The 20,350-nt window shown below is 71.8% G+C and carries 12 protein-coding genes; 2 read left to right on the top strand and 10 right to left on the bottom strand.

All coding sequences use genetic code 11. From position 1 onward, the window contains the following. Nucleotides 1-12 precede the first annotated feature (12 nt). On the top strand, nt 13-1,533 hold the full coding sequence (gene glpK, locus ACWDEX_RS27460; protein ID WP_450466838.1) for a glycerol kinase GlpK: 1,521 nt from the start codon (nt 13-15) through the stop codon (nt 1,531-1,533). Between the two features lie 111 nt (nt 1,534-1,644). Here the strand turns inward: glpK and ACWDEX_RS27455 are convergent, their stop codons facing one another. The 5 genes from ACWDEX_RS27455 to ACWDEX_RS27435 form a co-directional block, all read right to left on the bottom strand. After that, nucleotides 1,645-2,250, bottom strand: a complete 606-nt coding sequence (locus ACWDEX_RS27455) for a GTP-binding protein (protein WP_450466837.1) — start codon at nt 2,248-2,250, stop codon at nt 1,645-1,647. Beyond that, nucleotides 2,231-5,848: a hydantoinase B/oxoprolinase family protein gene (locus tag ACWDEX_RS27450; RefSeq protein ID WP_450466835.1), complete on the bottom strand. Its 3,618-nt coding sequence runs from the start codon at nt 5,846-5,848 to the stop codon at nt 2,231-2,233. The genes ACWDEX_RS27455 and ACWDEX_RS27450 overlap by 20 nt, the downstream gene beginning before the upstream one ends. A 253-nt stretch (nt 5,849-6,101) precedes the next feature. Next, nucleotides 6,102-6,497, bottom strand: coding sequence for a DUF742 domain-containing protein (locus ACWDEX_RS27445; protein ID WP_450466833.1), 396 nt, complete (start codon nt 6,495-6,497; stop codon nt 6,102-6,104). A 9-nt stretch (nt 6,498-6,506) separates the two neighbouring features. Further along, nucleotides 6,507-6,947 carry a roadblock/LC7 domain-containing protein gene (locus tag ACWDEX_RS27440; protein ID WP_450466832.1) on the bottom strand — a complete coding sequence of 147 codons (441 nt, stop codon included), beginning with the start codon at nt 6,945-6,947 and terminating at the stop codon, nt 6,507-6,509. Next, complete coding sequence (locus tag ACWDEX_RS27435) at nt 6,944-9,727, bottom strand: nitrate- and nitrite sensing domain-containing protein (protein WP_450466831.1); 2,784 nt, start codon at nt 9,725-9,727, stop codon at nt 6,944-6,946. Before ACWDEX_RS27435 ends, ACWDEX_RS27440 begins: the two co-directional genes overlap by 4 nt. A 422-nt stretch (nt 9,728-10,149) precedes the next feature. On the opposite strand from ACWDEX_RS27435, the gene ACWDEX_RS27430 reads away from it, so the two are divergent. After that, nucleotides 10,150-10,686 carry a hypothetical protein gene (locus ACWDEX_RS27430; protein ID WP_450466853.1) on the top strand — a complete coding sequence of 179 codons (537 nt, stop codon included), beginning with the start codon at nt 10,150-10,152 and terminating at the stop codon, nt 10,684-10,686. A 192-nt stretch (nt 10,687-10,878) separates the two neighbouring features. Here ACWDEX_RS27430 and ACWDEX_RS27425 read toward each other — a convergent pair whose 3' ends face one another. The 5 genes from ACWDEX_RS27425 to ACWDEX_RS27405 all read right to left on the bottom strand — a co-directional run bounded on the left by ACWDEX_RS27425 (nt 10,879) and on the right by ACWDEX_RS27405 (nt 20,318). Next, a complete protein-coding gene (locus ACWDEX_RS27425; protein WP_450466830.1) occupies nt 10,879-15,498 on the bottom strand; it encodes a hypothetical protein in 4,620 nt (1,539 codons plus the stop codon). A gap of 80 nt (nt 15,499-15,578) precedes the next feature. Next, nucleotides 15,579-16,454 carry a hypothetical protein gene (locus ACWDEX_RS27420; protein ID WP_450466828.1) on the bottom strand — a complete coding sequence of 292 codons (876 nt, stop codon included), beginning with the start codon at nt 16,452-16,454 and terminating at the stop codon, nt 15,579-15,581. A gap of 37 nt (nt 16,455-16,491) precedes the next feature. Continuing rightward, nucleotides 16,492-18,018, bottom strand: a complete 1,527-nt coding sequence (locus ACWDEX_RS27415; protein WP_450466827.1) for a hypothetical protein — start codon at nt 18,016-18,018, stop codon at nt 16,492-16,494. 188 nt (nt 18,019-18,206) lie between these two features. Continuing rightward, on the bottom strand, nt 18,207-19,625 hold the full coding sequence (locus ACWDEX_RS27410) for a HEAT repeat domain-containing protein (RefSeq protein WP_450466826.1): 1,419 nt from the start codon (nt 19,623-19,625) through the stop codon (nt 18,207-18,209). 300 nt (nt 19,626-19,925) lie between these two features. Continuing rightward, a complete protein-coding gene (locus tag ACWDEX_RS27405; RefSeq protein ID WP_450466825.1) occupies nt 19,926-20,318 on the bottom strand; it encodes an ankyrin repeat domain-containing protein in 393 nt (130 codons plus the stop codon). Nucleotides 20,319-20,350: the final 32 nt, after the last annotated feature.

Genomic DNA, 20,350 nt, shown 5'->3' with positions numbered 1-20,350 from the left:
GAAGGGGACGTCATGACGGACAACGCCCAGAAGTACGTCGCCGCGATCGATCAGGGCACCACGTCGAGCCGCTGCATCATCTTCGACCAGGGCGGTGCGATCGTCGCTGTCGACCAGCGCGAACACCGCCAGATCTTCCCCAAGCCGGGTTGGGTGGAGCACGACGCCATGGAGATCTGGTCCAAAGTTCAGGCGGTGGTCGCGGGAGCGATCGCCAAGGCCGGGCTGCGGGCCGACCGGATCAGCGCGCTCGGCATCACCAACCAGCGCGAGACGACGGTGCTGTGGGACCGCGCCACCGGCAAGCCCGTACACAACGCGATCGTCTGGCAGGACACCCGGACGGCCGCACTGTGCAACGAACTCGGCGGCACCGACGGGCAGGACCGTTTCCGCGAGCAGACGGGACTCCCGCTCGCGAGTTACTTCTCCGGTCCCAAGGCGGCCTGGCTGCTCGACCACGTGCCCGGTCTCAGGGCCCGCGCCGAGCGCGGCGAGATCGCCTTCGGCACCATCGACTCCTGGCTGATCTGGAACCTGACCGGTGGCACGGACGGCGGGCGGCACGTCACCGACGTCACCAACGCCGGGCGCACCATGCTGATGAATCTGGAGACGCTCCAGTGGGACTCCTCCATCTTGTCCGCCATGAACGTCCCGGAGGCCGTCCTGCCGGAGATCAGGTCCTCCTCCGAGGTGTACGGAACGGCCGTGGGCCAACTCGCCGGCGTCCCCGTCGCCTCGGCGCTGGGCGACCAGCAGGCGGCCGTGTTCGGGCAGGCCTGCTACGACGTGGGCACAGCGAAGAACACCTACGGCACAGGCAGCTTCCTGCTGCTCAACACGGGGAACCGGCCGGTGCCGTCGAAGAGCGGGCTGCTGACGACCATGGGCTACAAGATCGGCGGTGAGGCACCGGTCTACTGCCTGGAGGGGTCGATCGCGATCACGGGTGCCCTGGTGCAGTGGTTCCGTGACCAGCTCGGCATCATCCGTACCGCGGACGAGATCGAGACCCTGGCGGCGGGGGTCGAGGACAACGGCGGGGCGTACATCGTGCCGGCGTTCTCGGGACTCTTCGCCCCCTACTGGCGCTCCGACGCCCGCGGCGTGATCACCGGCCTGACACGGTACGTCACCAAGGCACACCTCGCGCGGGCGGTGCTGGAGGCGACGAGCTGGCAGACGCGTGAGGTCGTGGACGCCATGTACCAGGACTCCGGGGTGCGGATCACCACCCTGAAGGTCGACGGGGGCATGACGAAGAACAACCTGCTGATGCAGCACCAGGCCGACGTGCTGGGTGTGCCCGTGATCCGTCCGAAGGTCTCCGAGACGACCTGTCTGGGCGCCGCGTACGCGGCCGGCCTCGCGACCGGAGTGTGGAGCGACCTCGACGAGCTCAAGTCCCACTGGCAGAAGGACGTCGAGTGGGCGCCCGCCATGGAGGCGACGACACGCGAGCGCGAGTACGACAACTGGCGCAAGGCAGTGGAGAAGAGCTTCGGCTGGCAGGAGGACGGGGTGGACTGAGGATCACCCTTCACGCACGCGTGCGTCTCGAGTGAACCACGCGCGCATGCACGACTGCGGTCCGTAACCCCGGTCGGCGGGGGTACGGGCCGTATGTGCTCGGCCACCGGGTCAGGTGGTGGCGCTCCGGCGGCGGTCGGCCCGGGGTGCCCCGGCGTGCCGGACGGCCTCGATCAGGACCTCCTTGGCCGACTCGCGCTCCCGGGCGTCGCAGAGGACGACCGGCACGTCGTCGTCGAGAGCGAGGGCTTGCCGTACGTTCTCGACGGGGTGACGGACGGCGCCCTCGAAGCAGTTGACGCCGACGACGAAGGGGACGGAGCGGCGCTCGAAGTAGTCGACCGCGGCGAAGCAGTCCTCCAGGCGGCGGGTGTCGGCGAGGACGACGGCGCCCAGGGCTCCAGCGGCCAGATCGTCCCACAGGAACCAGAACCGGTCCTGGCCCGGCGTGCCGAACAGGTAGAGCACCAGGTCCTCGCGGAGGGTGATGCGGCCGAAGTCCATGGCCACGGTGGTGGTGTGCTTGCCCTCCACGCCGCTGGTGTCGTCGACCGGGCGGCCGGCCTCGGTGAGCGCTTCCTCGGTGCGCAGCGGTCTGATTTCGCTGACCGTGCCGACGAGAGTGGTCTTGCCCACGCCGAGACCGCCGGCCACGAGGATCTTGAGTGTGACGGGCTCGACCGGAGGCCTGCCGCGCTCACCGCGCCCGAAGATCATCGTTTTCCTCTCCTGCTTGCCGGGAGTCGGGCGACGGCGGTCCGTACCCTCCGCCGCCGGGGGTCTCGACCACCAGCACGTCGCCGGGGCCGACGTCCGCCGTATCGCTGCCCTTGAGGCGCACCACGGTCCCGTCCGCGCGCTCCACCCGGTTGGCGCCGAGTGCGCCGGGCTCGCCTCCCGCCATGCCGTAGGGCGGGACCCTGCGGTGCTGGGAGAGCGTGGAGACGGTCATGGGCTCCTGGAAGCGGATGCGGCGCACGGCACCGTCCCCGCCGCGCCAGCGGCCGGCGCCACCGCTGCCGTGCCGTACGGCGAACTCGTCGAGCAGGACCGGCAGCCTCCATTCGAGGACTTCGGGATCGGTCAGACGCGAGTTGGTCATATGGGTCTGCACGACGGGGGCGCCCGGGAAGCCGTCGCCCGCGCCGGAACCGGAGGCCACGGTCTCGTAGTACTGGTACCGGTCATTGCCGAAGGTGACGTTGTTCATGGTGCCGGAGCCTTCGGCCTGCACACCGAGGGCGGCGTACAGGGCACCGGTGATGGCCTGGGACGTTTCGACATTGCCGGCGACGACGGCGGCCGGCGGCTCCGGCGCGAGCATCGAGCCGCGCGGCACGATGATGTCGAGGGGCCGCAGACAACCGTCGTTGAGCGGGATGTCGTCGGCGACGAGAGTGCGGAAGACGTACAGAACGGCCGCGTTGACGACGGAGAAGGGCGCGTTGAAGTTCGTCGCCGACTGAGGGGACGTGCCGGTGAAGTCGACGGTCGCGGAACGGTCGGCGCGGTCCACGCGCACACGGACACGGATGACGGCGCCGGAGTCGGTCTCGTAGGCGTACTCGCCGTCGTCCAGGGCCTCGATGACGCGGCGGACGGCTTCCTCCGCATTGTCCTGGACGTGCTTCATGTAGGCCTGGACGACGTCGAGTCCGAAGTCGTCGATCATGCGACCGACCTCGTCGACGCCTTTCTGGTTGGCCGCGATCTGGGCGCGCAGGTCGGCGAGGTTGGTCTGCGGGTTGCGTGAGGGGTGGCGCGCCCCGGTGAGCAGGCGAAGCGTCTCCTCCTCACGGAGGCTGCCCTGCTCGGCGAGCAGCCAGTTGTCGAAGAGGACGCCCTCCTCCTCGATGGTGCGGCTGCGCGCGGGCATGGACCCGGGCGCGATGCCGCCGATCTCGGCGTGGTGGCCGCGCGAGGCGACGTGGAACAGGACCCGCTCACCCTCCGTGTCGAAGACCGGGGTGATGACAGTGACATCGGGCAGATGGGTGCCGCCGTGGTACGGGTCGTTGACCGCATAGGTGTCGCCGGGGCGCATGCCACCCGCGCGCCGGCGAACGACCTCCTTGACGCTGGTGCCCATCGAGCCCAGGTGCACGGGAATGTGCGGGGCGTTGGCGACCAGGTTGCCCTCGGGGTCGAAGAGGGCGCAGGAGAAGTCCAGGCGCTCCTTGATGTTGACGGACTGGGCGGTGGACTCCAGGCGAGCACCCATCTGTTCGGCGATGGACATGAAGAGGTTGTTGAAGACCTCGAGCAGAACCGGATCGACTTTCGTATCGAGATCGGAACTCTCCGTAATCGCCACCCGTTCCATGACCAGATGGCCCTCGTCGATCGCCGTGGCCCGCCAGCCGTCGTCGACGACGGTCGTCGCACTGGCCTCGGTGATGATCGCGGGGCCGGTGACGGCTTCGCCGGGAGGCAGGTGCTCCCGGCGGTGAAGGGGTACGTCGCGCCAGGCGCCGCCGGTGTGAAGGCGGACGGTCTCGGGGGCGGCGGAGTGGCCTTCGTACGGGGCGAGGGCGGAGAGATCGGGGGGTTCGGTGAGGCCGGTGGCTTCCACGGAGAGGGCTTCGACGACGATCGGGCGGTCGAGCGTGAAGGAGTACGTGGCTCGATGACGTGCTTCGAAGGCGTGCCTCATCGTGTCGGGCTCGGTCAGCTCGACGACGAGGACGGTGTCCGTGCCGTCGTAGCGCAGTTGGGCCCGTCGGGTGACCCGGATGCGGTCCTCGGGCACGTTCTCCGCGAGGAGTTCGGCGCGGGCGGCGCCCTCCAGGTCCTCGGCGGTCCTGAGGACGGCGGGCATCGAGGTGGGCGTCAGGGGTGCCTCGACGGACTGCTCGCGCATGGCCGTGGTGTCGGCGAGCCCGATGCCGAGCGCGGAGAGCACCCCGGCCATGGGGGGTACGAGGACGGTGCGGATGCCCAGGGAGTCCGCGACCATGCACGCGTGCTGGCCGCCGGCTCCTCCGAAGGTGGTGAGCGCGTAGCGGGTGACGTCGTGGCCCTTCTGGACGGAGATCCGCTTGACGGCGCCCGCGATGTTGGCGACGGCGATCTGCAGGTAGCCCTCGGCGACCTGTTCGGGGGTGCGCCGGTCGCCGGTGCGCTCACGGATCTCGTGCGCCAGCTCTGCGAAGCGTTCACGCACGAGCTCGTCGTCGAGGGGCTGGTCGCCGTCCGGGCCGAACACCCGGGGGAAGTGGGCGGGCTGGATGCGGCCGAGCATGACGTTGGCGTCGGTGACGGTGAGCGGGCCGCCGCCCCGGTAGCAGGCGGGTCCCGGATCCGCGCCTGCCGAGTCCGGCCCCACCCGGTAGCGGGAGCCGTCGAAGTGGAGGATCGAGCCGCCGCCCGCCGCGACCGTGTGGATGTCGAGCATGGGCGCCCGCAGCCGCACGCCGGCGATCCGGGTGGTGAAGACGCGTTCGTACTCGCCGGCGAAGTGCGAGACATCGGTGGACGTGCCGCCCATGTCGAAGCCGATCACACGGTCGAAGCCGGCGAGCTGCGACATCCTGGCCATACCGACGATGCCGCCCGCGGGTCCGGACAGGACGGCGTCCTTGCCGCGGAACTGTCCGGCCTCGGCAAGGCCGCCGTTGGACTGCATGAACATCAGTCGCACGCCTTCGAGTTCGTCGGCCACGCGCTGGACGTAGCGGCGCAGTCCGGGCGAGAGATAGGCGTCGACGACCGCCGTGTCACCGCGCGGGACCAGCTTCATCAGGGGGCTGACCTCGCTGGAGAGCGAGATCTGCGGGAAGCCGGTGCGGGCGGCGAGCTCGCCTACGGCCCGCTCGTGGGCGGGGTGCAGATGGCTGTGCATGCAGACCACGGCGACGGCGCGGATCCCGTCGTCGTACGCCTCCTGAAGCGGTCCGGCGAGGGCGTCCAGGTCGGGGGCGCGCAGTACGGTGCCGTCGGCGGCGAGGCGTTCGTCGACCTCGACGACCCGCTCGTACAGCAGCTCGGGCAGGTCGATCGCGCGGGCGAAGATGCTGGGGCGGTTCTGGTAGGCGATGCGCAGGGCGTCACGGAAGCCACGGGTGACGACGAGGAGGGTGCGTTCGCCCTCGCGTTCCAGGAGGGCGTTGGTGGCGACGGTGGTGCCCATCCGGACCGCGTCGATGGGACCCTCGTCATCCAGGAGCGCCCGCACGCCCGCGACGGCGGCGTCGGAGTAGCGGCGGGGGTTGTCCGAGAGCAGCTTGTGGGTGAGGACCCGGCCGTCCGGGCGGCGCGCGACGATGTCGGTGAAGGTGCCGCCGCGGTCGACCCAGAACTGCCAGCCCGTGGTCACGTCCGTCTCTCCGATCGCACTGCTCGGAACGGTGGCCGCAGCTGGGCGGGGACGCGCTGCGGCTGGTTGACGCTCGATCGGATCATAACGGCCGAGTGGTCCCGGCGTCCGTTCGTGCCTGGCGGGTTCGTCGGGGGGTCGGTACCCGCCCACGCTCGGCAATGCGCCAGGCCGCCGCTCCGGCTCCTCGGTGTGCGCCCCAGGACGCTCGCGGGGGCCGCCTTGGCGGGCGGGGAGGCGGCCGAACTGTGGCTCACAGTGCTCGCAGGCCGTTGATGACGTCACGCAGGATGTTTTCGTCCACCATCTCGGCGGGCGGCACGGGACGCGTCACATGCACCAGTTCCCCGTCCACGAGGTCGCCGACGAGGACGCGCACCACGCCGACCGGTAGATCGAGTTCGGCGGCGAGTTCGGCGACCGACTGCGGGGTGTCACGGCACAGCTCGACGATGTCCACGTGTTCCGGGGACAGCGACGGGTCCGTCTCGGAGCCATCCAGGTGCGACTCCGAGACGACCACCGCGATCAGGTCGAGGCGGTGCTGGGCCGCGTGGCTGGTGCGGCCGCGCGTCATGGCGTACGGACGGACCACCGGTCCGGCCTCGTCGTCGAACCAGTGGCTGCTTCCCTGGCGGTCTCCGCTCATGCCATCCCACTACCCGCCGGAGGGCAGATCGGTACGCGGAGCAGACCCCAGATGTACTCCGACCCGCTTGACCAGCAAGGTCATTTCGTAGGCCACCTGCCCGACGTCGGAGTCGGCGTCCGACAGGACCGCGAGGCAGCCGCCGTCGCCGGCGGCTGTCACGAAGAGGAAGGCCTCGTCGAGTTCGACGACGGTCTGACGGACGCCGCCGGCGTCGAAGTGCCGGCCGACTCCCTTGGCGAGGCTGTGGAATCCGGAGGCGACCGCGGCGAGGTGCTCGCTGTCCTCCCGGCTCAGTTCCCCGGAGACCCCTGTGGGCAGGCCGTCGCTGGAGAGCACGAGCGCCTTGCGAATGCTGGCGACCCGCTCCACCAGGTCGTCGAGCAGCCAGTTCAGCTCTCCCGGCGGCGTGCTGGTCGCGGTGGGCCCTGCGGCCTTCGGTGCGGTCATCGACCGTCTCCCTTTGTCGTTCCTGGTGCTGAGTCGTCCCGGGTGTCGTCACCCGCGGCCTTCTCCTCGCGGCCGCGCTGCCAGCCCCGCTGGAGCGAGGCGAAACGGCTGCGGACCTCGTCGGCGTCGCGTTCGGCGGGTCCCGCACCGGGCGCGGTGCGGGACTGCTCGGGCTCGTCGCGCGCGATGGGGTCTTGCTTCAACTGCGGGGCAAGGCTGGCCTGCCGTACTCGGCGGGGCAACGCGCCCGTGCCCGCTTCTGCTGATTCTGCCTGCGGATCCTGGCGCTGGTCGGTTCGATCCGAACCGGCCGGTGGCCGGGTGCGGCGCCGCTGGGGCAGGGCGGGAATCCGCGGACGGTCACCGTGGGCGCGCGTGTCGCCGCCGGTGGCCTCCTCCGAGCCGCCAGAGTGCCGTTCGGCCTCCTGAAGCTCCGTCGTGTCCCGCTCGGGCCGCTCCGGTTCCCCGCCGTCCCCCGGTCCCGCTTCCTTCACGGGGCGGCCGTGGGAGCTGACCAGCTTGGGGGTCCGGCGGCGCGGCAGCGGGACGGGGGTGCCCGGATGGCCGAAGTCGCCGGGGCGAGCCGCCTCACCCCGCCTGTCGCGCGCCTGCTGGTGCTGCTCGCTCGGGGCCTTGGCGAGGGAGGGGCGGGGCCGGAACAAGCCGCCGCGGTCACTGTCCCCTTCATCGAGGTCGTCCGGGAAGCCGTCGAGCGCGTCCAGGTCGACCGGTGCCTCCAGCTCTACCGGCCCGTCCAGGATCGACGCCGGAATACCGGGGAGCTTGACGGGGCTCTGGGGCAGCGCCGTCGGGCGGTCCTCCTCGGCCCCGGCCTTCTTGTCGGGCCGAGCGCGGTCGAGGCGGAAGCCGTGGCCGTTGGTGTCCGGGACGTCGTCGGTGAGCAGCGCGTCGGGAATGAAGACGACGGCCGTGATGCCGCCGTACGGGGAGGGCTGGAGGGAGACGCGGATGTTCTGCCGCTGGGCGAGCCGGCTGACCACGAAAAGGCCGAGCCGGTCGGTGTCGGAGAGTTCGAACTCGGGGGTCTCGGCGAGCCGCAGGTTGGCGTCCAAAAGCGCCTCGGCCGACATACCGAGGCCGCGGTCGTGGATCTCCAGGGTGAAGCCGTTGGCGACGCGCTCGCCGACGACCTGCACGGCGGTGTGCGGCGGGGAGAACACTGTGGCGTTCTCCAGGAGTTCCGCCACCAGGTGGGTGAGGTCGGCGACCGCGGGTCCGGTGACGGCCACCCGGGGCAGTCGGCGCACCTCGATGCGCTCGTAGTCCTCGACCTCGGCTACGGCGGCGCGCACCACGTCCATGAGCTGGATGGGTTTGCGCCACTGCCGGGAGGGGGCCGCGCCGGAGAGGATGACGAGGCCCTCGGCATGGCGGCGCATGCGTGTGGTGAGGTGGTCGAGGCGGAACAGCTCGGCGAGTTCGTCGGTGTCCTCGGTCCTGCGCTCCATGGTGTCGAGCAAGGTGAGCTGCTTGTGCAACAGGACCTGGCTGCGGCGGGCGAGGTTGACGAAGACCTCGGAGACCCCGGCACGCAACTCGGCCTGTTTGACGGCGGCCTCGACGGCGGCGCGCTGGAGGGTGTTGAGGGCCTTTCCGACCTCGCCTATCTCGTTCTTGTCGTACTGCAGGCGTGGCACCTCGGTCTCGACGTCGACCTGTTCGCCCGCCGAGAGGCGGCGCATCACGCTGGGCAGCCGCACTCCGGAGGCCTCATGCGCCTCCAGGCGCAGCCTGCGCAGATCACGGATGAGGCCACGGCCGATGCGGACGGACATGATCAGTGAGATCAGCAGTGCGACGAGGCCCAGGACGCCGGCGACCGCCGCCTTGACGATGACGTGGACGGCGCGCGGACGGACCCGGTCCTGGTAACTGTCGCCCGCCTGCGCGCTCATGGTGTCGAGCCGGTCGAGGACCTGGCCCGCGGCCGCGTCCCAGCTCTTCGCCGTCACGCCCTGCGGAGTGCCGGGGGTGGCGTCGATGACGGCCCGTTCGGCCACGCGCAGTGGTGCTGTGCCGGCGTTCTTCCAGTAACGCTGGAAGCGTGCGCTCTCCGAGCCCGGCAGCATCGGCAGGCCGATGTCGTACATCACGGCGCGCTGGGCGACGAGGTCGGAGACGCCGTGGATGTCGTCACGGGTGAGCCGGCCGGAGACGAGTGCGGAGCCCAGGAGAGCATCCTCACGGGAGAGCAGTTCGCGGGCACGGGAGACGTTGACGAGCGCACGGCCCTGCTTGTCCATCTCCACGTTGTCCAGGACGCGCAGGTCGGTCAGGAGCGCGAAGCAGGGGTCGACCAGGCGGTTGTAGAGGTCGAGGGTCTGGGGCCGGTCGACGGTGCCGTCCTCGACGCCGCGGCGCAGCGAACCGATGCCGTCGAGGGCGTCCAGGAGCGAGGTGAGGCGCTCGGTGGTGCCCTGTCCCATGCCGTCGTGCAGGTCCTCGTCCTTGCTGTTGACGCGGAGCTTCGTCACGACCTCGTCGGTGGCGGCGCGGCTGCGGCGGAGCGCGGCGAGGGCGTCCGAGGCGCGCGGGTCCGCGAGGTAGACCAGGGACTGGCGGCGTTCCTGCTGAAGCACCCGGACGGTGTCCTCGGTGGGGTAGCCGACCTTTTCGACGACGTACGAGACGTTGAACAGCGACTGCGCCGCACGGCCGGTGAGCAGCGTCGCGAAGGCCCAGATGGCGGTCAGGGACAGCAGTGGCACGAGAAGCAGCGCCACGATCTTCCGGCGGATCGACTTCCCGCGAAAGCGCATGGCCTCCCCCAGCTCGCCCCCCTCCGGCCCGGGGGTACACATGTGCGACAACAAACGGCGTGAGCCTACTACCGACTCACAGGGATCTCGAAGGGCCGACCTGGCGCGTCATCCCCTGAACGCTCAACGGAACATGGGCAGTTGTCCCGTCATTACGGGAGATTGCCGCTCCGGAACCGGCAAAGTGCGCGAGAGCGATTCCGGCCGGGAGGTGGGGCGGGTTTGGCTGGAATTCTTCCTCCGGTGGGAATCTTCACGGAACGCCGATCGTCTTCCTGTACAGGAATGGGGGCAGAATCAGCCCCAGGCGCCTCATGCCGCACTCAGGCGGCGTAAAGCAGCGCAAGCCGGGCAACCACTGGGAGCCGGGGTCGGTTGACACCGGGACGGGCGGTCTGCGGGCGGTGGGGAGTGACGAGTTGATGGGCACGGCGGAGCGGCGCGAGACGCCCGCGAGGGGCAGCGCGAGGCCCGCGGCGGCGCGACGGGACGCGCAGGGACCGGATCTCGCCGTTCTGGCAGGCGAGCGGGCCACCACCACGGGTGAGGAGCGGTACGAAGCGACGTACCGCCGTCCGCTGTGGGTCGAGGAGCCCGCGCGCAGACGGCGGTTGCCGGATCCGGTGCGTACGGCGGCGGTGCGGGCGGTGCTCATCATCGCGGTGACACTGATCCAGGCGGTGATCGCCTTCCTGTGCACACTGGCCGAGTCCTGGCTGGCCTTCCCCATGGTGCTGAGCAGCGTGGTCAGCACGGTGGTGGCGACATGGGGTGTGCTCGACGTCTGGGTGACGCGCCAGGTGTGGAACCAGCGCCATGGGGTGGTGTCGGTTCCGAGCAGCACGGCCCGGGCGCTGCGCCGTGAGCGCCGCACGGCCCGTCGGCAGGCGCGGGCCGTGGAGCGGAAGCAGAAACGGATACGCGGGCAGAGCGGGGCGGGTCGGCTGTCGCACCCGTGAGGCCAGGCCATCGGGTGCGTGCGCGTACCCCGTGCCCCCGTGGATGCGGGGGCACCCGCGCCCTGGCCAAGTGACCGTGGGGCAGGGCGCGGAGCCGCGCTGGCGCGGCGACGGATCGTGGAGAACCGCGGGTGGTCCATGACTGGTCAGACCCACCCGGCGGAGCCGCATGATGCGGCAGCCCCGCGCCCCTTACGGTCGCTTGAACATCCGTGTCGCCGTGATCTCGCTGTGCACCGCCTCCTCGGCCTGGGGCTGCTGCGGCAGCCCGGGCCTCAGATGTTCCTCCACACGGATGTACTTCAGTCCGGCCCGCAGGTCCGCGTCGTTGCGCAGCCGGATGACCAGCGGGAACTCCGCGAGCGCGGTGGTGTCGAACAGGCCGGTGGTGTACAGGAGCTGGACGCCGAGCGCGTCCGAGACGGCCCGCTGGAGTTCCAGCAGATAGGTCGCGTTGGCGCGCCCGATGGGGTTGTCCAGGAACAGCGTGCCCGCGTGACGGTGCTTGTCGCGGCCCCGGTCGTTGGAGCGCAGCGCGGCCATCGTGCAGTACAACGCGATCGCCGCGGTGAGCAGTTGACCGCCCGAGAACACGTCCCCCATCTGCCCGACCGGCACGCGCTCGGCGCGCAGCACGGCGTCCGGCTTGAGGATCTCCACGGCGACGCCCTTGGGCTGGAGCGCCGCGCCAACCCCCCTCAGCAGGAGGGACATGCCGTCGCGCCTCAGGTCGGAGTTCTTCTTCACGGCCGCGCGGGTCGCCTCGTCGATGACCTCGCCGAGCCGTTCGGTGAGCGTGGCCTGGTCGGGTTCCTCGAAGCGGATGCGCAGGAACTCCTGCCCTGACCATTCGCCCAGCCCCTCGGGAAGGCGGGAGAGCCGCTGGGCCGACCGCAGGGTGGTCAGGGCCGACTCGACCAGCCCCCGCAGCCGGTCCACGATCGAGTCCCGGTTGCGCTCCAGTTGCGCCAGTTCGTCGGTGAGGACCCGGAGCCGGGGTGCGAAGGCCGCCGCCCACCGTCCCGCGTGCTCCGGCAGCGCGGACGCCGGCAGTTCGCGGATCTGCTGCCGGGCGGGCGTACGAACCTGCTCGTACCGAGTGGAGTTGGCGTGTCGTACGAGCACGTCGCTCGCCTCACGCACGGCCGCCTCGGCGGCGGACAGGTCAGCGGCGCAGCCGCGCAGCGACCGGCGGGCCTCCGCGGCGGAACGCCGGGCCTCCTCGAGCGTGCCCGGGTACGGCTCCGGCTCCTCCTGCTCATCGTCCGCGGCGTTCTCACGCAGCAGATCGCGGAGCATCGCGGCGATCTCGTCGAAGCCGCTCGCCGCGTCCTCGGCAGCCCGGTGGGCGTCGAGGAGTTCGGTGTGGGCCTCGCGGGCCTGGCCAAGTGCCTCGGTGCGGGTGGCCAGTTCACCGGTGGTCCGGCGCAGTAGGGCCTGGGCGTGCTCGGTGTCCCCCGGGACCAGTTCCTCAGGCAGCTCGGTGTGCGCCTCGCCGTTCTCGGGCGCGTGCCGCTCGGCCTCGCCGCGAAGCCGGCCGAGTTGCTCGCTCGCCGTGGACATACGGGTCTCCAGAAGCTGCACCAGCTCCTCGGCGCGCGCGGCGGCGGCCTGTCGGGAGGGGCCGTCGGAGCCGTCCGGGGACTGCAGGAGCTGCTCGGCGCGCGTGCGTACCTTGTTGCTGAGCCGGTCCAGCTCGGCGAGCGCGGCGGACTCGTCGCTCTCCGCCCGCGCCTGTTCGGCCCGCAGATCGGCACCGACGCCGACCTTCTCGTACACCTGGGAAGCGGCCCGGTAGGCCTCACGGAGGGCGGGCAGGGACGCCTTCGGCGCGTTTTCGTCGTCCTCGGGCACGTCGTCCGGGGCGCCCGCGATCTCGGCGCGTTCGGCGCGCAGGGAGCGGGCCGTGCGGCGGGCGTCGTCGGCGGCGCGCTGAGCGGCACGCCGGTCCTCGTCGGCGGCGCGGGCGCGATCCAGACAGGACTGGGCACGGGCCTCCGCCTCGACCGCCTCGTCGGCGAGCTCACGCAACGTGACCTGCCAGCCGGCGCGTTCACGCAACCGGAAGGCGAGTCCGGCGAGCGCGTCGGCGGCGCGCCGGGCCTTCTGGGCGGCCTCCTGCCGCTCGTCGCGGATCTGCGCGGTCTCGGCAGCGGCTTCCTCGGCCTCGGCTCGGACACTTCGCGCCTCGGCCAGTTCGGCCTCGGTCTCCTCGGCGAACGCACGCGCCTCCTGGGCGGCCGCGGCGAGTTCGGTGAGCCGGCCGGCCGGGCAGCCGGCGCGCCAGGACGCCAGCCGGGCCGCCAGCTCGCGGTCCTTCCCCAGCCGGGACGCGAGCGCGCGGATCTCCTCGTCCCGATCGGTGGCTCGCGCGCGCAGCGCCTGCCGTTCCTCGTCGGCGGCGTGCTCGTCGTGCATGGCCGGGTTCGGCGGTACCAGGAAGACACCGCCGGTGTCCTCGCTCGGGGCCGGGGCGAGCAACGCGGCGGCTGTGCCGACGGCGACGGCGGAGCGCGGCAGGAGCGCGGCGTCGCCGAGCGCCTCGCGGGCCCTGGTGTGCGAGTCCGGGTCCGTGATGATCACGCCGTCGACCAGTTCGGGCCGGGTGGACAGCACACGCGCGTGGTCGGCGGGGTCGACGGCCTGCGCGAGGTAGCGCCAGCCTGGCAGTGCCGGAATGCCGTGCTCACCGAGGAATTCGACGGTCGCCAGCACGTCCGGCCCGGGCGGCAGCAGTCCGCCGTCACCGAGGGCGCCGAGGATGCGTGCGTCGTCGGCGGCAGCGGTCCGCAGCTCGAAGAGCTGCCGTTCGGCGGAGGAGACGGAGGTGTCGAGCAGTTCGCGCAGCTCGTCGGCGAAGCCGTCCAGTTCCTCGGGGGCGAGCGGGCCTTCTCCCGTTGCCGGGGCCTCGGCCGCGCTCGGGTCTTCCGCACGGCGGGGTCCGGAAACGCGGGTGCGTACGCCGGTGCCGGACATGCCCAGCAGTTCCGCCAGCCGTTCCTCCGTCGCCAGCGCCTGCGCCGTCCGGCGCTCCGCCTCGTACGCCCGCTCGGCGGCCGTGGCCGCGTCCGCCGAGCGGGCCGCCGTCAGTTCCGCGCGGGACTCGGCGGACGCCGCCTCGCGCGCGTGCTCGGACGCCCGGCGGGCGGCCTCGCGTGCGGTGTCCCAGGCCGCGACTGCCGTCTTCTCGGCGTCACTCGCGGCAAGCGCGGCCCGCGCCGGGTCGGCGTCGGGCGCGCTGTCGTCCAGCCAGCCGGCCCGTACGGCTTCGGCGGTCTCCTGCTCGACCTCGCTCAGACGCTGGCGCAGATGCCCGGCCTCACTGCGCGCGCGCTGCGCCTGGGTGGCGGCGGCGGTCGAGTCCCGGTACGCGCCGTCACCGGCCTGCTGGAGCGTGGCGGAGCGCTCCTCCTCCTCGTTGGCGAGCGTCTCGGCGCTTTCGGCGGCCGCGTGCAACGCCCGTACGAGATCGACGGCGGCCTTGGCGCGGGCGGCGAGCGCCGGCGCGGCGTCCCGCTCCGCCTCGCGGATCGCGACGGCCACGCGTGCGGAGCGGTCGGCCGCGGCACGGTGGCGCAGCACGGCCTCCGCGGCCTGCCACGCGCTGTACAGCTGGCGCGCGTCGGCCAGCTCGCGCTTCTGCGCGGCGGCGGACTTCTCCGCCCCGGTCAGCGCCAAGGAGGCGTGCCGGTAAGCGAGTTCGGCGGCGATCAGGGCACTGCGCGCCCGAGCGCCCTCGGCATGCGTGACGGCGTACGCGGCCGCGGTCACCCGCTGAGCAAGGTCGGCGGCCCGCACCCGCTCCTGCACCCCGCGCGCGGACAGCCGTCGGGCCAGTGTGCGCGTCCGCCGCTCGGCACCCGTGTGGACGTCCCGGGCCCGCGACCGCGCCTCGGCCGCCTCGACGATACGCCCGAGCAAGTCCACGGAACCGGCGGTGAAGTCGCGTTCGGCGATCAGCTCGGCGCGCCGCCCCAGCTTGTTGCCGAACCCGCTGACCAGGTCGGCGAGTCCGTCGGTGTCCCGGGTATCGGTGACGGCACGCAGCAGCAGGTCGGTGAAGTCGGAGTCCTTCTTGACCGCGAAGAGGCCGGCGGCCTCACCCTCGTCGGCGTTCATCTCCCGCTGGTAGCGGAAGAGTTCGGGGTCGAGACCGAGGTCCGTCAGGTGCTCGTTCCAGCGGTCGTGGATCTCCTCCCAGTGCACCTCCAGATGCGGGTACGCCTTGCCCGACTCCGTGAGGGCGTCCCGGAAGCCCTTCATCGTGCGGCGCCGCCCCTGCGCCCCGGACGCGCCCTCGGCAGGGGGTCGTACCGCGGTGGACTCGGCGACCGGGAGGCTGTCGAGGCTGAGCCCGGGGCCCGGCCGGAAGGAGTACCAGGCCTCGGCGAACTTCCGCGGGTCATTGGAGACCTGGCGTCCGCGCCACTCGCTCACCTTGCCGACCACGACGCACTCGCCGGTCAGAGTGTGCTGCCACTCCAGCGCCACGTGCCCGCAGTCGTCGGCGAGCAGGAACTTGCGCAGCACACCTGAACTCGCGCCGCCGAGCGTGTTGCGGTGGCCCGGCAGCATCACCGAGAAGATCAGCTTGAGCAGGACGGACTTGCCGCCGCCGTTCTCCAGGAAGAGCACGCCGGCGGGCGCGGGGCGACGGGGCGGCCCCGCGGCCTCCTCCTCGAAGAACTCCGCCTGGATGGGCGCGGGGTCGGGTACCGGATCACCCACACCCCGCAGGTTCAGCACGGTGTCGGCATAGCGCGCACCGGCCGGACCGATGGAGTAGAGGCGGACCCGGGACAGCTCGTACATGGCGGCGGACTCTCGTCGTAATTCGTGCTAAGTCTTCGGAAACGTGCGGAAGTTCGGGGGCCTTGACGGCTTGCGGAACTTCAGGAGTGGAACGGCAGTCCGGCGTCGGCCACCAGTTCCAGGTCGTCGGTGTCCTCGGCGGGCAGCAGGGTCGCCGTACCGTCGGTGACCGGGACGACGCCCAGTTCGAGCAACTCGGTCATGGCGGCTCCGGCCGCCATGTCGCGTACCTGGAGCTGGTAGCGGGCCGTCGTACGGAATGTGCCGCCGTGGTCGTCGCCCGTGCGCTGCAGGAACCCGGAGTCGGTGAGGAAGGCGACGGCCTTGGCGATGATGCCCGTGGTCGAACCTGCCAGTCTGCGCGCGTCCTTGGTGGCCCCGGCCGCGCTGCGCCTGGCCCAGATCCGCCAGGCCGCCTCCAGTCCTGGCGCGTCCGTCGCGGGGTCGGTGTTCTCGCCCTGTTCTTCGGCCCGCTCTTCCAGCCGACGGCAGGCCTGGCGTACGAAGGCGTCGACTCCGTTGACCGTGACGCGCCCGATGTAGCCGTCGTCGGCGAGGTCCTCGGGGCGTGGGAAGGCCAGGGCGGCGACGGCGAGATGGGCGAGCCCGTGCAGGAAGCGGTCCCCGGAGTCGGCCGACGTGCGACGCGCGTAGTCGCCCATCCGGACGGCGAACACGGAGTCCTCGGCCGCGGTCACAGCCATGCCGGCGCGCGGGGACACCTCCAGAACGACCAGCCCGAGCCCGGTGGCGACGGCGTCGGCGAGCCGCGCGAACGGCGGGTCCTCACGGTAGCGACGCAGCAGTTCCGCGTACTCCTGGTCACGCGCGGGCTGCAGCTTGGGTTGCAGCCCGAAGGCGACGAGCCGCGCCGCGTCGGCGGCGTCGGCGGGGGTGACGGCGGCACTCACCGGCGCGGCGGCCTCCGGCTCGCTCGGGTCGACGTGCTCGGTCACGGTCGGTGCTCCTTGTTGCGCTGGTACTCGTTCTTACTCATGCCGCTTCCGTCCGGTCCGCCGCCATGCCGGCCGCGTCCAGCAGGGCCGTCCCGACGATGAGGTCTGCGCCTCCGAACTCGGGGTCGTCCAGCTCCGTACCGTCGTCCACGGCGAACAGCAGCTTCTCCTCGCCCTGCCGGTACGCCGTGCCGACCGGCGGGCTGGCCGCGTGCACGGCCAGCAGCGCCACCAGATACGGCAGATCCGGATCCTGGCGGCGGGCCTCGGCCAGCAGCCCGGACAGCCGCCTGGGCGCGTCCGCCGGAAGGTCGAGCAACTGCGTCGCGGCGGCCAACTGCTCCTCGCTGAAACGGCTGTCGTCCGGCGTGGCGATCAGATCCGGTTCCGGCATCTCGGCCCCGAGGTGCTCGCGCTCCACGGGAGGCGTCAGCAGCAGGTCGACGAGGTCCCCGACCCGCACGGAAGCGGGCGTGCGCAGACCCGTCCCGTGCGCGAAGAAGGCGTCCGTGACGCGTATCGCCTGTTCCAGCGGCAGCGGCAGCACCGGCGCGAGGAGATGTCCGTAGAGGTCCGTGCCCGAGGTCGACATCGGCGTGGCGAACGCCTGCCGGTCCTGTTCGGCACGGAACAGCGGGCCCGCTTCCAGGAGCCGCGACTGCAGCTGTGTGTGCCTGCGGATGCAGTCCTTGACGATGTCGACGAGCTCGGCGGCGCGCCGCTTCTGCTCGGGATCCTCCGACTCGTCGCGGGCTTTGCGGATGTTGGTGAGGATCGCGTTCTCGTGGCGGTAGCGGTCGGCGACGTGGTCGAGCGCCTCGGCGATCATGTCCGGTACCGCGTTCAGCCAGTCCACCGCGCGGACGTTGCGCCGGGTCGCCTCCAGTGCCCTGCGCAGCGACTCGGAGTACTGCACGGTCCGGTAGCGCGCCTGCTCGGCGGCGAGCTGGGCGTCGGCGAGGCGGCCACGGCTGATCAGCACCTCAAGCTTGACCTCGGCGGCGATCTGGGCGCTGGTGACGTCGGTGTCGAGGGCGCCGACGAGGACGTTGACCGCCTCGTCCGTCGTCCGGAGGTAGACAATGCCACCGGATCCCGGCACTTCTTCGATCAGCTTGAAGTCGTAGTCACGGCGGACGTACGTGCCGTCAGGGGCGAAGGTGCCGTACACGGCCCGGAAGCCGCGGTCGACGCTGCCGACGTTGATCAGGTTCTCCAGCACCCAGCGGGCCACCCGCTCGTGCTCGGCAGCCGGGCGCCGGGCGGCCTGGGCGGCGACGCGCGGGACGAGCCGGGCCACTATCTGCTCGTGGTCCGCGCCGGTGTCGAAGTCCATGTTCAGCGTGACGAGGTCGATGGCGGCGAGGGCGATCTCCGCCATCCCGTACACCGAGTACTCACCCGCGAGGTTCGCCTTGCGCGCGTCCAGGTCGTGGATCGGCGCGGTGCAGGCGAGCGCGCGCAACCGCCGCGCCAGCCCCTCGTCGGCGGCCGGACCCTGAGCGGGGCGCGGCCCCGCGCTGAGCTGGGGCGGAACACTGTCCGTCGGTGCAGGCGAAGTCACGGTGCACAGATTAGGTCCTCGGTCCGACAACGACCCAAACGGCGCAGACGCGCCCAGGTGTCTGCGATGTCACAACCGGTTCCGGATCGCCTGCCCCCCGGCCGGAGAACGCCCCCATGAGCGGGTGCTGCCCGGCAGAGCACGTCAGCCCGTATCCGTGCGCTCATGCGTCCCCGGCCGCCGAACGTTCATGCGGCCGGCCTGTCTGGCCCGATCCGGCTGCGTACGGCCGTCTGGACCTCGGCCTCCTCGGCCGGGTCCGCGGCGAGCCGGCGCAACTGCTCCACGACGCGCGTGTCCCCGGTCTCGGCGTGCCGCGCGGCGATCTCACGGGTGGACTCCTCGCAGTCCCAGAGGCATTCGACGGCGAATCCGGCGGCGAAGGAGGGGTCGGTGGCGGCCAGGGCGCGGGCGGCACGGCCACGGAGATGGGACGAGGCGGTCTCTCGGTAGACATGGCGCAGAACGGGAGCCGCGCAGGCGATGCCGAGCCGTCCGGCGCCGTCGACGAGGGTCCACAGGGTCGGCGCGTCGGGGCCCTCGCCGCGTACCGCCTCCCGTAGCGCCGCGAGCACCAGGTCGCTGTCCTGGGCGCCGCCCCGGCAGGCGAGCACGCGCCCGGCGGCGGCCCCCAGGACGTCCGGCCGGTGGACCCAGCCGCGTGCCCGGTCGACGGCGGCGACGCTGCGCATGCGCTCGAAGGCGTCCACGGCCGCGTCGACGACCAGCGCGGAGCCGGCGGACACGGCGGCCTCGACCAGGTCGAGGGCGTCAGGATCGTTGCTGTCGGCGAGGTAGCGCAGGGCGGTGCAACGCGCCCCGTCACCACCCGAGCGGGCGGCCTCGACGATCTCGTCCCGGTCCTCGGGGCCCGCGACGGCGGTGAGACAGCGGGCGGCCGGCACATGGAGCGCCGCTCCGCGTTCGATGCCCTGCTGGGCCCAGTCGAAGACGGCCTGGACGCTCCACCCGGGCCGGGGCCCGTTCGGCCGCAACTGCCGCTGCCACCGGTCGAAGCAGCCCGCTTCCTGGGCGGCACGCACGCGCGTGGCGATGGATGCGCGGGGGTCCTCCGCCCACAGTCGCCAGGGTCGCGGCTCGAAGGCGTCCCGGACCGCGACGGCGAGTTCCGCCTCGCCCTCGGCGTCGGCCGGGAAGCGCGCCAGGACGGGTCCGGCGAGGGCACGCAGGCCCGCGTCGTCGTCACGCAGCGCCAGTTCGTCCAGGGCCCAGGCCCAGTTGCTGCCCGAGGCCGCGTATCTGCGCAGCAGTGCCAGCGCGTCACGTCTGCCGTACGAGGCGAGATGCCCGAGGACCGCCAGGGCCAGCCCGGTGCGGCACTCGTCGGTGTCCAGGACATCCTCGGCGCCGAACAGGTGCGCCTCGATCTCGTCCAGCTCGCCGTGCAGATCGAGGTAGAGCCGGGCGTAGTACAGGGAGCGGTTCTCCACCTGCCAGTCGTGGCGGGGGTCGCGCAGCACACAGTGGTTGAGAGCAGCGAGGGCCTCGGCCCGCGGTGCGGTGAGCGCGTGCAGCGTCCCGTCGCCGCGGCCCCTCTGGAGGAGGCCGAGCAGGGTTCCGCTGGGCGCTATGACCGGTTCGAACATGGGAAACAGCCTCACATCAAGCGTCGACGCGACCGGGGACCACCACTACCTGGCCACGTGACAACACGTCGGGGCGCCCGCCGTCTCTTGCTTGCTGTAGACCATTTTCCTCTGCCTCTCGTCGGTGGCCCATGCGGACCGCATCACGGTCCACGCGGTGCGGCAACACGTGCCCAGCCATCGCGTCCGTGAATCACGACGTCATGATGACCCGGCGTCTCTTCCTGCCGCGACCTTATTTCGGGCGGCCCCGCACCGCCTCCCCCGTTGTCCTCGTTTTCGCTGGTCAGGGCATTCGGATCAGTGTGCGCCGAACAGTTCGAGCAGCTCCGTCTTGCCGAACATCCGCGCGGTGTCGACGGCCGAGGGAGTACCCGCGGCGGGGTCGGCTCCGCCGTCCAGCAAGGCCCGGACGACCGCCACCTCACCCTTGAAAACCGCACCGGCGAGCGGGGTCTGGCCTCGGTCGTTGACCCGGTCGACCTCGGCGCCGCGCTCCAGCAGGGCACGGACGGCGTCGGCGTGACCGTGGTAGGCGGCGAGCATCAGGAGGGAGTCGCCGCGGTCGTTGGTGAGGTTGGCCGGAACGCCCGCGTCGACGTATGCCACGAGTGTCCGGGTCTCACCTCGGCGCGCCAGATCGAAGATCTTGGTCGCCAGCTCCACGACCTCGGGGTCGGGGGCTTCACTCATCGCCGGACCGCCTCTCACTACGACTGCTGGGG

It is taken from the genome of Streptomyces sp. NPDC001020 (genome assembly GCF_053599115.1).
Note: the sequence above shows the minus strand (reverse complement) of the source record. Positions and strands in the feature narration are given on the sequence as shown.